Below are 12,178 nucleotides of genomic sequence, written 5' to 3' on the forward strand. Positions count from 1 at the left end.
ACAGGGGCGGGCCACTGTGGCAAAGCATGGCGGATGCACAGCCCGTCTGCCCCCCCTCTCCGCAGTCTGCCCCGTGGCACGCTGACAGCCCAGTGGATCGTCCTTGTGACGGTCTGCGTTCTGCTGTTTCAGGCGTTGCTGGGTGGCCCGGTGCTGCCGAAAGGGATCGGGCTGGGGGATACCGCCCTCAGTCTCTGTACTGATGCCGGGATGGCCGCCGCCGGGGAGGGCAGCGCCGCCCGCCATGACTGCGGGGTGTTCTGCCAGACGGCCTGTGCCGCCGCGCCGGTGCTGCTGCGGGCGGCGGTGCTGCTGCCGCTGCCCGGTGCCGCCCCGCTGCGGGGCGATTGGGATACGGCGGCCCGCACCCCGGCCCCGGATCATCCGCCGCTGCGTCAGACGGCGCGGGGGCCACCCCTGTTTCTGTGATCTTCAGACTGACTTCTGCCGCCCTGCGGCAGCCCGCCTGTAATCACGGAGCCCCCTGTTATGGCTAAAACCCCCGCTGCTGCGCCCGAGGCCAGCCTGCGCCGCGAGATCATGGATTTTATCCTGCGGCTGCATTTCTACATCGGTCTGTTTGTCGGGCCGTTCATCTTTATCGCCGCCGTCACCGGCACCCTGTATGTGCTGACCCCGCAGATTGAAAACGCGCTGTACAGCGATGTGCTGACCACCCCCTCCAGCGGCCCGGCGCGCAGTCTGGGCGATCAGGTCAACGCCGCCCGCGCCTATCTGAAGGATGGCCGCCCGGTGTTTGCCGTGCGCCCGGCCACCGCCCCCGGCCGCACCACCCGGGTGATGTTCACCGACCCCAGTCTGGGGGAGTCGGAGACACAGGCGATTTTCATCGATCCGGTGACGCTGGAGATTAAAGGCAACCTGACGGTCTATGGCACCAGTGGCATTCTGCCGCTGCGGCTGATGATTGATAAGTTTCACCGGGCTCTGCTGCTGGGCGATGCCGGGCGCATTTACAGCGAACTGGCGGCGTCGTGGCTGTGGATTGCAACGCTGGGCGGGGTGGTGCTGTGGCTGTCACGCCGCCGGGGCGATGCCGCTGCGGCGGCTGCCGGTGCCCGGCAGACCCCGGCGGCCCGCACCCGCCGCCTGCACAGCACCACCGGCCTGTGGGTGGCCGCCGGGCTGGCGTTTCTGTCCGTCACCGGTCTGACGTGGTCGAAATACGCCGGGGATAATATCGACGCCCTGCGCCAGTCGCTGGGCTGGGTGACGCCGTCGGTGTCGCTGAAGATTGATCCGGCTACTCCGGCCCCTGCTGCCGCATCGGTTTCGGCAGACCATGCCGACCACGCCCAGCACATGGCCGCCGCCGCGGTGGCAGCCACCCCCGCCGGGGCGGTGCCCGATGCCGCCGCCCTGATTGATGCCGTCCACGCCGCCGCCATCGCCGGGGGCATCGATAGCCCGTATCTGGAAATCCGCCCGTCCAAGGTGCCGGAAAAGGCATGGATGGTGCGGGAATATGACCGCTCCACCCCGACGCAGGTCGATACCGTTGCCATCGACCCGCGCACGATGGCCATCACCAGCCGCGCCGATTTTGACACCTTCACCCTGATCCCCAAGCTGATCCGCTGGGGCATCGACATTCACATGGGCATCAAGTTCGGCCTGATTAACCAGATTGTCATGGTGGTGCTGGGCACGGCGCTGAGCGTGTCGATCCTGTATGGATACCGGCTGTGGTGGCAGCGCCGCCCCGCCGCCGGAACCCCGGCCCGCACCCTGATCCGGGCCTGGCAGGGCCTGCCCCCGGTCTGGAAGGCAGGCAGCGTGCTGATTGCCGCCGGTCTCGGCTATGCCCTGCCGGTGATGGGCGTCAGCCTGCTGGTCTTCCTGCTGGTCGATCTGGTCCGCTGGCAGATCGCCAACCGCGCCCGCGCCCGCCGCGCCGAAGCCCGCGCTGCGGCGGAGTAACAGGGGCGGAAGGCGCGGGGTGAACCGCCCGTGGGGCGGTGTGACCAAGCCTTTTTCGGGAAAAAGGCTTGACCCAAAAAGCCTGTCCCGCTGACCTGTGTTTCACAGACCCCCCGGCCCGGTGCCTTGCACTGGCCGGGGGTTTTGTCGTCTCACCGCGAACCCCAAGCTGGCGCTGCGACTCCGGGGGGTTCGCGGTGACGGAAGCTGTTGATTTTACTGCATAAACAATTTCGATGGCGGAATGATGACGCCGTTTGGCAGCAGGCATTTGGAGGTTCGCGGTAGAGGGTTTATTTTATCAGCCGGGTCAAGGCTCTGCCGGGTACCCAGTCGCCCCCTCACGGGGGCGTGGATTGAAACATGACGCGGTCATCATATGTGCGAAAAATCCTGAGTCGCCCCCTCACGGGGGCGTGGATTGAAACGAGCATCCCGTATATCCATTTCCAGCAGGGCCAGGTCGCCCCCTCACGGGGGCGTGGATTGAAACGGCTTTAGGCTCCGGCACCCACCTCTTGCGCGGAAGTCGCCCCCTCACGGGGGCGTGGATTGAAACTGGCAGTTTATCAGGGGTGCAGCGGTTCGGACGTGAGTCGCCCCCTCACGGGGGCGTGGATTGAAACATGATCCAGCGGATTAACGACCTGACCGGCGGCGGTCGCCCCCTCACGGGGGCGTGGATTGAAACGGGCGGCTGTCGGAACTGCTGGAGGATTTCTGGCCGTCGCCCCCTTACGGGGGCGTGGATTGAAACGTGGTGCGCATTCAGGGCACCGTGTTGATGCCCGAGGTCGCCCCCTCACGGGGGCGTGGATTGAAACTCGTTCAGCCACGTTGAGGCCATCGCCCGGAACCCGTGTCGCCCCCTTACGGGGGCGTGGATTGAAACAGCCCCATGCTGGTGGCTGCCCTTGGGTTTAATTTGTCGCCCCCTCACGGGCGCGTGGGGCGGCATTAACCGAAGCCCCGCGCCCATTTCAGCAGGGTCCGGGAGGCTGAGCCTCCCGGCGGGGGCGGGCAGCGCCCGCGCTTTCCTCCCTTCCTCCCCCCTCTCTCTCCGCACCTCCCCGCCTTACCAGTATTCCTCCGACCGGCGGTGATCGGCGAAGCGGTCGGTGAGGAAGTCGAGGAAGGCGGTGACTTTGGCTGACGTCAGCAGGCGGGGCAGGGTCAGGGCGTAGATATCGGTATCGACGCCGCACCAGTCGGGCAGCACGCGCACCAGCCGCCCGGCGCGCAGGTCGTGGGCGATATCCCACTGGGACCGCAGGATGATGCCGTGCCCGGCGATGGCCCAATCGACGGCGACTTCGCCGTGGTTGCTGGCCAGCCGCCCGTTGACTTTGACGGTGGTGCGGCGGCTGCCGGAGACCAGCGGCCAGCTGTTATAGGCCCCGAAGTATTCGCGGATGACGATGCACTGGTGCTGTTGCAGGTCCTGCGGGGTCTGGGGGGCGGGGTGGCGGGCGAGGTAGGCGGGGGCGGCGGCCAGAAAGCGGCGGTTAGAGGCGATTTTGCGGCTGATCAGGCCGGTATCGCCGCCCAGCCCGATGCGGGTGCAGAGGTCGAAGCCTTCGGCGGCAAGGTCCATCGGCTTATCGCTGAGGTGCAGGATGACATCGACATCGGGGTAAAGGGCGGCAAAGTCGCTGACGGCGGGGCCAAGGTGGCGGCGGCCAAAGCCGATGCCGGAATTGACCCGCAGCAGGCCGCGCGGGGTGTCGCGGGCGGCGGTCAGGCTGCGTTCCAGCGCGTCGAGGTCGCCAAGGATGCGGCGGCCTTCGGTCAGGTAGCGTTCGCCTTCGGCGGTCAGGCTCTGGCGGCGGGTGGTGCGGTTCAGCAGGCGCACGCCCAGCCGGGCTTCCAGCGCGCTCAGGCGGCGGCTGACGGCGGGGGCGGTGATGCCGAGATCCTGCGCGGCGGCGGCGAGGGTGCCGTGACGGGCGAGGGTGGCAAAAAAGGCGAGATCTGAGGGGGTATCCATCCGGCTATTCTTAACCCAGACGCACGGCTGACGGAAGATGTGCGGCATTTATGCTGTTTAAAAACACGAATAGCATGGCCGCCCTGTGGTGATGTGCGGGAGTTTGGCACGGTGATGGAGCCTGTTTTTCCCCTGCTGGCGGCGCTGGGTATCGGCGCGGTGCTGGGTTTTTTCGGCGGGCTGTTCGGCATTGGCGGCGGCATCATTGCCATCCCGGTGCTGGTGCTGGGCTTTGGCATGGATCAGGCGCTGGCGCAGGGCACGGCGCTGGCGATGATGGTGCCCAATCTGGTGATGGCATGGTGGCGGTACTGGCGGCGGGGGCCGGGTGGGCTGGGGCGTGGCACGCTGCTGGTGGCGCTGGCGGGCACCCTGACCACCTATGGCGCGGCGCAGGCGGCGCAGGGGATGAACCCGCAGGTGCTGCAACTGGTGTTTGCCGGGTTTCTGGCGCTGGTCGGCATCGGCCAGTGGCGCCGGGCGGGAAAGGGGCCAGAAGGCGGACCGGAAGGCGGGCCACAGGCCGGACCGGACCGGCTGGCGTCCCGGGGGCGGCTGATGCCGCTGGTCGGGGTGGCCGGGGGCGGGTGTATGGGCCTGCTGGGGGTTGGCGGCGGGCTGGTGGCAACGCCGCTGCTGACCGGGCTATTCGGGCTGGGGCAGCGGGCGGCGCAGGGGGTGGCGCTGGCGATGGTGTCGCCCAGCTCGGCGGCGGCGCTGCTGAGTTATGCCCGCGCCCAGCGGGTGGACTGGCCGATGGGCGTGGCGCTGGCGGTGGGCGGGGTGCTGACGGTCTCCGCCGGGGTGGCGGTGGCCCACGCGGTGCCCGAACACCGGCTGAAGGCGCTGTTCGGCCTGATGCTGCTGGCCACCGCCGGGCTGCTGGTGCTGGAGAAAACCGGGCTGCTGTAACCGGGTCAACGAAACGGTCTGAACTCTGACAGGAAAAGCGTGTGATGAAAATTCTGTGGCTGGATCATCTGGTGCTGACGGTGGCTGACATTGATGCCACGGCGGCCTTTTATCAGCGGGTGCTGGGTATGCAGGTGGTGACCTTTGGTGCCGGGCGCACGGCGCTGACCTTTGGGGCGCAAAAGATCAACCTGCATCAGGCGGGGCGGGAATTTGAGCCGAAGGCCACCCGCCCGGTGCCGGGCTCGGCTGATCTGTGCCTGATTGCGGAAGGCGGGACGGCGGCGGTGATGGCCCACCTGAGGGCGCAGGGGGTGACGGTGGAGGAAGGGCCGGTGATGCGCACCGGGGCGACCGGGCCGATCCGGTCGGTGTACTTCCGTGATCCCGATGGCAACCTGATAGAGGTGTCGGAATACGTCGAGTGATGGCCGGTGTTTCTGCAAAGCGATAAATGCCCCTGTTTATGCCGCAGATGCATGCTTCGGCCTTTCGGTGCAGTGCGAAGAACTGTACACTGCGGGTGGGAAGACGGTTGAATGCCTGCAGTCTGATACGCACGGTATTCCAAGGGGATAGGAACAGGGAATGGCTCAGGAAAAGCGGTTCCGGCTGCGCTTTCAGGTCAGCGTGACCACGGCGATTCTGGCGGTGATTGCGCTGGTGACGGTGGCCGCGATCGGGAATGTCTATTATTCCAGTACCTTAGCGGCGCGGGATGCGGCCTCTGGCCTGTTTGCCGAGGTTTCGGCCCGGGTGGTGGCGCGGGTGGACCGCGAGATGGGCGAAACCCTGACCCTGTCCGGCTGGGGGGCGCGGACCCCGGCGCTGAATGCTCCGGTGCAGGCCGACGGCCCGGCCAACCCGGCGGTGCCGCTGCTGGCGGAGCTGCTGGCAACTGACCCGGCCCTGTATTCGCTGTACGTGGGGCGGCAGAACGGCGACTTTTTACAGGTGATCGCCACCCGCAATGACCGGGGGGTGCTGGATGCCCACAAGGCCCCGTCCGGCACGGCGCTGATCGTGCGCACCATCACCGGGCAGGGGGCTGACCGCACCCAGCGCTGGGCGTTTCTGGATGCCGGGGGCGCGGTGCTGGCCCGTCAGGAAGACGCCGCCCCGGCCTATGACCCGCGTGAGCGCGACTGGTATAAACCGGCGCTGGCGGCGGGCCATCCGGTGCTGAGCGCGCCGTATCTGTTCAACTCGTTGCAGAAACCGGGCATCTCGGCCTCGGCCCGGCTGACCGGCGGGGACGGGGTGATGGGGGTGGATATTACCCTGTCCGGGATGGCTGAGTTTGTTTCGACGCTGAAGATCTCTGACCGTGGTGGCGTGGTGGTCACCGATGACCGCGGGCAGGTGCTGGCGGCAGGCAACGGCCTGCTGGGCGCGCTGGCCCCGCTGGGGCAGGCCGCCGCCGCCCCCGCGCCGCTGGGGGCCGTGCTGGCCGGGATGCTGGGCAGCGCCGGGCGGGAGGACACCCGCCACCTGACCGTCGACGGAACCGAGATGATGGCCCGCCTGAGTGACTGGACCGCCCCCGGCGGCCAGCGGCTGACCATATGCCGTGATTGCCCCGTTCGAAGATTTTACCGGCCACATCCGCCAGATGCAGCATCGCACGCTGCTGCTGATCGGGCTGGTGATGCTGATTATTTTGCCGCTGGCGGTGATTGCGTCGGGGCGTCTGGCAAAGACCGTGCGGGCGCTGGCGGAAGAAGCGCAGCGGGTGCAGGGCTTTGACTTTTCCGGCAGCAGCCCGAAAGATTCGATGATCGTCGAATTCGACGCGCTGGCCGGGGCGTTTGAGTCGATGAAAGGGTCGCTGGCCCACAAGGCGCAGGCGCTGGAAGTGGCCCAGACCAAGCTGGAGAAACTGGTCGGGCTGGGCATTGCCCTGTCGGCGGAAAAAGACAGCAACACCCTGATGGAAAAGATCCTGATGGGGGCGAAGGATCTGACCAACGCCGACGGCGGCACCCTGTATATCCGTACCGAAGACGAGACGCTGCGCTTCCAGATCCTGCGCAACGACACCCTGAAGGTGGCGGTCGGCGGGGCCTCGGGCGAGCTGCCGCAGATTCCGGCCGTGCCGCTGCGCGATGCCGCCGGGCAGCCCAACACCAAAAACGTCGTCAGCTACTGCGTGAACACCGAAAAGACCGTCAACATCGCTGACGCCTATGATTCCGCGCAGTTTGACTTCTCCGGCACCAAGGTGTTTGACGAACGCAACGGCTACCGCTCGCAGTCGTTCCTGACCGTGCCGCTGAAGCCACGGGGCGGTGACATCATCGGGGCGTTGCAGCTGATCAACGCCCGGGTGCCCGGCAGCGGCGAGATCATCCCCTTCGATCCGGGGATTCAGAGCTTTGTCGAAGCGCTGGCGGCGCAGGCGGCCACCGCCCTGTATAACCGCCAGCTGCTGGATGCGCAGGAAGAGCTGATGGACTCGATGATCAAGATCATCGCCGGGGCCATCGACGCCAAATCGCCCTATACCGGCGGCCACTGCGAGCGGGTGCCCGAGCTGGCGCTGATGCTGGCCGAAGAGGCCGGAAAGGTCGAGACCGGCCCGCTGGCCGACTTCGGGTTCAGGACCGACGAGGAATGGCGCGAATTCAAGATCGGGGCGTGGCTGCATGACTGCGGCAAGGTGGTGACGCCGGAATACGTGGTCGATAAGGCCACCAAGCTGGAAACCATCTACAACCGCATTCACGAGGTGCGCACCCGCTTTGAAGTGCTGCTGCGCGACGCGATGATTGACTATCTGCGCGGCCTGATCGCCGGGCAGGAAGACGAAGCCACCCTGCGCGCCCGGCTGGAGGAACGGCAGGCCCGGCTGCGCGAGGACTTCGCCTTTATCGCCGACTGCAACGTCGGCGGCGAATTCATGGCCCCGGAAAAGGTCGAGCGCCTGAAGCAGATCGGCCAGCAGGAATGGACCCGCACGCTGGATGACCGCCTTGGCCTGTCGCATGAAGAGCTGAAGCGCTTCCCCGCCGACGCCCCGGCGCTGCCGGTGCAGGAAAAGCTGCTGGATGACAAGCCGTGGCACATCATTCCCCGCCCGCCCGGCGGGCTGGACCGCTACGAAGGGCTTGGCTTTCAGGTCAGGATTCCCGAGGCGCTGTATAACTTCGGCGAGGTTTACAACCTGTCGGTCAGCCGGGGCACGCTGTCGGAGGAAGAGCGCTTTAAGATCAACGAACACATCATGCAGACCATCGCCATGCTGGAAGGTCTGCCGTTCCCCAAACATCTGAAGCGCGTGCCGGAATACGCCGGGACCCACCACGAAACGATGATCGGCACCGGGTATCCGCGCCGTCTGGATGCCGGGGCGCTGTCGGTGCCGGCGCGCATTATGGCCATCGCCGATATCTTCGAGGCGCTGACCGCATCGGACCGGCCCTATAAAAAGGCCAAGAGCCTGTCGGAATCGGTGAAGATCCTGTCGTTCTTCAAGAAGGACAAACACATCGACGGCGATCTGTTCGACCTGTTCCTGACCTCCGGCGTTTACCGCCGGTATGCCGAACGCTTCCTGCTGCCGGAACAGATGGACGAGGTGGACATCAGCCGCTACGTCACCGCCCCGGAGGCGAAGGCCGAAGCGGCTGTGGCCGGATAAGGGGCAGGGGTGAAACGATAATGTCCGGTCTTCTTCAGGCACCGTCGGCGGTGCGGCGGCTTTGGTGTGCGGGGGCTGGCAGAGGTGCGGCCTTGATCGGGGTCCATGTTATCTGAACAGAGCGCTTCCCCGATGAAATGATCGGGGAAGCGCTCTGTCGCCCAGTAAAGAGCAATCTATGGGTCTTGCCCTTTGATAAAGAAGGGAAAGTATCCCTTGCACTGTTCTGGATGGGGAGGGTTAGAATTTAATATTAATTTTCAAGTTATACTCGACAAATTTCTCCATTATTTTGGAGTAGTCAGTCTTAAGGCTGATTATTTTCGGAATCTTCAGTCCGGCGACAATGGATAGGTTGGACTTGGTTTCTTTCGAGATATTGACCTGAACGGTCTTGCTTTTGAGGCTGTTGCCGGAAAGCTTGCGTGCCTCCAGAAGGCCAACCATGATCGGGTCATTCAGCATTTTTGTGCGACGCAGCAGCCCTTCTGCGGCGGCAAGGTCAGCCGGGCCGCCGTCGAAGGAATCATTGAGGGTCAGGTTGGAGCGGACCTTCTCAAAGCTGTCGGCGTTGATGCTCAGGTTTCCTGAGATACCAAGACGTTTCCCTTCTGCCGTGAAGCTCATTTTTCCATTCTGAGTTGACAGATCGATCTGCTCGATGTCAACCGACCGCGCCCCTAATGCCTGACAGAAGACCGAGAACAGCATGTATTTTCGCAGTGGAAACTGTTCCGGCGCGTCGTCGGGGGTTTCGTAACTGTCAAGGTCATAGGGGTTCTGCACGACGACTGTGCCGGGGCGAAGCAGGTTTGCATCCCGGATATTCTGGATTGCCGCAGGGAGTGAGCCTTCGGGCAGAACCGGGAAGGGGATAACGCATGTTTCCCGGTCGTACAGGGTGTGGGATTCCCCGGCGATTTCACATTTCTCGATATCGTGACTGTCGAGGATCATGATGACCCGGCGGGCTGACGGGTCCTGAGGCATGAGATCCATGATACATATCCTGGTTTAAGGTCTTTTGGTGAGGAGGCTTGAGAGCTGTTTGAATATAGTAATGATAATTAAAAATATTGACTGGAAAATGCTATTATTTTCCATCTCTATTTTTGAGATGATATGGTCAACATCAATGGCTGATTCGCGGTCTATTTTTTCGAGGAATGATTTTATTCTCTCTGGTATGTTGATGTTTTTTGTTGTTGCCGTGTTAATGAGGGCAATAATAGGGGCTTTTCTTTCTAATCCATCGTTGTTCTTTGTTGGGATTTCCAGAAGAATAAGGTGTGACTTCTTAAATATTAAGAAGCCATCATTATTGTATATCTGCCTTCCGTTAATGGAGACTGAGTTTATCTCCTGAGAAGCATTCGATCTTATGTCTTCGTTTTTGGATAGCACTCCGTCAATGTCATAGATGTCATCGTCGTTGTTGCTTAAATCCTGAGCCTTAAAAATTGTCTGAAAGTACATTTCAGCTCTCCTCAGAGAACATGTCGATCGTCAGGTCCCGGCAGTCATTGACTGATTTCAGGCTTCCTGAGTAAACGGAAAGAGTGTTGGCAGCATTGAGGAAAGAGGAAACTTTATTGATGTTAGGATTTTTACGCAGTGTGTCGTAAAAATCACCCCGGTTAGAGGGTTTGATGCCAGCATACGATGAGAGAAGATCGCAGTGCGTATTGAGAAGAAATATCTTTTTCTCATGACCGCTTTGCTTTGCTTCGAGAATCCAGTCTCTTATGTGGGCGGCATCATTCTCAATGCGGGCGATATATTTTCTATCATTGGATTCGGTAACTTTATGGGCATCAATGATATAAATAACAATATCGGATTCCATGAATACCCGTTTCCAGTCCCGGTACGCTTCCTTGCTGCCGGGAAGGTCTTCAATATCCTGTATCTCGATCTTCAGGTCCGCCATTTTGACGGAAGATTTGATCTTTTTTGAGCGTGTCGTCTGTTCGTAATCCTCAGGGATTTCTCCTGAGGTTAAAAACGTGGCGAGGGTGGTTTTCCCCGTGCCCTGAGCCCCCAGAATGGCAAGCTTTTTCCCGGCCACAGATTTAAAGTTCAGAACGTAAGCGGCAACGCCGAGTGCGGCGATTGCGGCGATTGCGCCGAGTATTATGGGAAGACCCATGATCCTGAAATCCTTGAGTTTTGTTAAATCATCAGCTGCTAAAACATCAGCGGCCAGACCTGAGTACTGCCGCAGCGGGGGCAGCGGGTGTCGGACGGCGGCGGCAGGTGTGACAGGCCCAGCAGCCGCAGCAGCAGCGGCGTCGGGTTGAAGGCGGTGCCGCAGTCACGGCAGACCCAGTTTTTTCCGTCTTTGCGGGGCATTACCATTATGCGGTTTCCTCCTGCCGGGGGGCGGGGGCGGGGGCGGGGGCGGGGATGCTCTGCGGAGTCTCCTCCAGCCGGGCCCGGCCGCTGAAGCTGTTCACCCACGCCTGAAGCTCTTCCTCGCTGGTGGTGGTGACGTGCAGGGTCAGGCTGCCATCCGCATGCGGGGTGATGGTCTGGTCGTCGCTCCAGATCCGGTCGCGCACGTAATCCGCGGCGGCGGCGGCAATCCAGACCGACCGGCGGCGCGGCTCGTGCCACTTCAGCCCGAAGTGCCGGGCTGATCCGTCCGGCTCCGGCGCCGGTGGCCCGTATTCGCCGGTCAGGCTCACCGACCGGATCCGGTGGACTGACAGCGTTGTGCCGCATTCCGGCAGCAGCATGCCGTCGGCCAGCAGATCTGCCAGAAGATACAGGGTGCCTGACTGCGCCACGATCCGGCGCGGCACCAGCCGGTGCGGGCGCGGGGTTTCCCGCCCGGCGGCCAGATAGTCGATCAGGCAGACTTTTCTCTCCCGGATGGCGTCTCGCAGAGCCCGCAGGGTGGCACTGTGCGGGGCATAGTCGATGTAGCCCTTGCTGCGGAAGGTCGTTGCCCCGGGGCCGGTGGTCTGCGGGGTGCCGGAATACCCGGGGCCGCCTTCCCCCAGTGCCATCGCCAGACGCGGTATCGCCCGGCGGGCCCGCTCCGCCAGACTGGCGGGCAGGTGCGGGGCCATCAGCTCGACCCAGTGCGCGAACAGGTCCACCTCTTCCGCCAGCCCATGCAGCGGGTGTGACGGCCGCTGTGACGCCCGCTGGGGCGGGGGGTGCAGGCTGTGGCGTTCAGCCCGTTCGCTTCTGTCGGTGATCAGCCTGTCGCTGCCGAGTTCCTGCTCCAGCGTCTGAAGGTTGCGGCGCACGGTCTCCACGGTGCAGCCAAGCTGTTCCGCCAGCTCGGCCTTGGTCAGGGTGCGGTTGCTGCTCTCAAGCAGTTTCTGCAGCCTGAGGATCCGTGTGGTTGCCGGAAGGTCCGGGGTGGGTCTTGGCATGTCTGCGGTTGCTTCTGTCATGACGATTCAGCCGCAGGATCATCGCGAATGAAAAGAACAAACACAATTAAAATGAGTATGATGGCCCCGGCGGCAACGGCAGGGGAAAAGGTATAGAGCCAGTATACGGCAGCACACAGCGCCAGAATCGCCCCGGCAATCAGCATGCGGATGATCTGTGCCATCCACAGGGCGGCGGCGATGACCGTGGCGAACGAGACGGCAAGCGAGAGTATGATGACCTTCATGGTGTCCTCGGGCATGGTGTCCTCCGGTAAAGGGGCGGTGCCGGTGGCCGCTGTGCGGGGATGA

At 63.2% G+C, this 12,178-nt stretch carries 13 protein-coding genes and 1 CRISPR repeat array; of the genes, 6 read left to right on the forward strand and 7 right to left on the reverse strand.

What is annotated here, in order from left to right; translation table 11 throughout:
* Nucleotides 1-33: 33 nt before the first annotated feature.
* Nucleotides 34-429: a hypothetical protein gene (locus tag G365_RS0105385; protein WP_019644486.1), complete on the forward strand. Its 396-nt coding sequence runs from the start codon at nucleotides 34-36 to the stop codon at nucleotides 427-429.
* Between the two features lie 60 nt (nucleotides 430-489).
* On the forward strand, nucleotides 490-1,941 hold the full coding sequence (locus G365_RS20450; protein WP_019644487.1) for a PepSY-associated TM helix domain-containing protein: 1,452 nt from the start codon (nucleotides 490-492) through the stop codon (nucleotides 1,939-1,941).
* A 332-nt stretch (nucleotides 1,942-2,273) separates the two neighbouring features.
* Nucleotides 2,274-2,833: direct repeats of the CRISPR family, unit length 31 nt; unit sequence GTCGCCCCCTCACGGGGGCGTGGATTGAAAC.
* Nucleotides 2,834-3,016: 183 nt separating this feature from the next.
* Here G365_RS20450 and G365_RS0105395 read toward each other — a convergent pair.
* Nucleotides 3,017-3,928, reverse strand: coding sequence for a LysR family transcriptional regulator (locus G365_RS0105395; RefSeq protein WP_019644488.1), 912 nt, complete (start codon nucleotides 3,926-3,928; stop codon nucleotides 3,017-3,019).
* A gap of 114 nt (nucleotides 3,929-4,042) precedes the next feature.
* Here G365_RS0105395 and G365_RS0105400 point away from each other — a divergent pair, with 114 nt between their 5' ends.
* From G365_RS0105400 to G365_RS22730, 4 genes are all read left to right on the forward strand, one after another.
* Nucleotides 4,043-4,840 (forward strand): sulfite exporter TauE/SafE family protein, encoded by a 798-nt coding sequence (locus G365_RS0105400; RefSeq protein WP_043741466.1) that lies wholly within the window; start codon nucleotides 4,043-4,045, stop codon nucleotides 4,838-4,840.
* A gap of 44 nt (nucleotides 4,841-4,884) precedes the next feature.
* Nucleotides 4,885-5,268 (forward strand): VOC family protein, encoded by a 384-nt coding sequence (locus tag G365_RS0105405; RefSeq protein WP_019644490.1) that lies wholly within the window; start codon nucleotides 4,885-4,887, stop codon nucleotides 5,266-5,268.
* Between the two features lie 160 nt (nucleotides 5,269-5,428).
* Entirely contained in the window at nucleotides 5,429-6,586 is a 1,158-nt protein-coding gene (locus tag G365_RS23430; RefSeq protein ID WP_026345118.1) for a cache domain-containing protein, read from the forward strand.
* Nucleotides 6,587-6,656: 70 nt separating this feature from the next.
* The gene (locus G365_RS22730) at nucleotides 6,657-8,480 is read left to right on the forward strand and encodes an HD domain-containing phosphohydrolase (protein WP_155976148.1); all 1,824 of its coding nucleotides are present in this window, start codon (nucleotides 6,657-6,659) and stop codon (nucleotides 8,478-8,480) included.
* A 240-nt stretch (nucleotides 8,481-8,720) separates the two neighbouring features.
* On the opposite strand, the gene G365_RS0105420 is transcribed toward G365_RS22730, so the two are convergent.
* The 6 genes from G365_RS0105420 to G365_RS0105445 are packed head-to-tail and all read right to left on the reverse strand — an operon-like array spanning nucleotide 8,721 to nucleotide 12,129.
* A complete protein-coding gene (locus tag G365_RS0105420; protein ID WP_169545050.1) occupies nucleotides 8,721-9,437 on the reverse strand; it encodes a hypothetical protein in 717 nt (238 codons plus the stop codon).
* 57 nt (nucleotides 9,438-9,494) lie between these two features.
* Complete coding sequence (locus tag G365_RS0105425; protein ID WP_019644493.1) at nucleotides 9,495-9,956, reverse strand: hypothetical protein; 462 nt, start codon at nucleotides 9,954-9,956, stop codon at nucleotides 9,495-9,497.
* A 1-nt stretch (nucleotide 9,957) separates the two neighbouring features.
* Nucleotides 9,958-10,629 (reverse strand): GTPase domain-containing protein, encoded by a 672-nt coding sequence (locus G365_RS22735; protein WP_019644494.1) that lies wholly within the window; start codon nucleotides 10,627-10,629, stop codon nucleotides 9,958-9,960.
* 38 nt (nucleotides 10,630-10,667) lie between these two features.
* A complete protein-coding gene (locus G365_RS23775) occupies nucleotides 10,668-10,838 on the reverse strand; it encodes a hypothetical protein (protein ID WP_019644495.1) in 171 nt (56 codons plus the stop codon).
* Nucleotides 10,838-11,866: a helix-turn-helix transcriptional regulator gene (locus tag G365_RS20460; protein ID WP_019644496.1), complete on the reverse strand. Its 1,029-nt coding sequence runs from the start codon at nucleotides 11,864-11,866 to the stop codon at nucleotides 10,838-10,840. The genes G365_RS23775 and G365_RS20460 overlap by 1 nt, the downstream gene beginning before the upstream one ends.
* Before the next feature lie 17 nt (nucleotides 11,867-11,883).
* Nucleotides 11,884-12,129, reverse strand: coding sequence for a hypothetical protein (locus G365_RS0105445; protein ID WP_019644497.1), 246 nt, complete (start codon nucleotides 12,127-12,129; stop codon nucleotides 11,884-11,886).
* Nucleotides 12,130-12,178: the final 49 nt, after the last annotated feature.

This window comes from Novispirillum itersonii subsp. itersonii ATCC 12639 (genome assembly GCF_000381985.1).
GTDB classification, from domain to species: domain Bacteria; phylum Pseudomonadota; class Alphaproteobacteria; order Rhodospirillales; family Rhodospirillaceae; genus Novispirillum; species Novispirillum itersonii.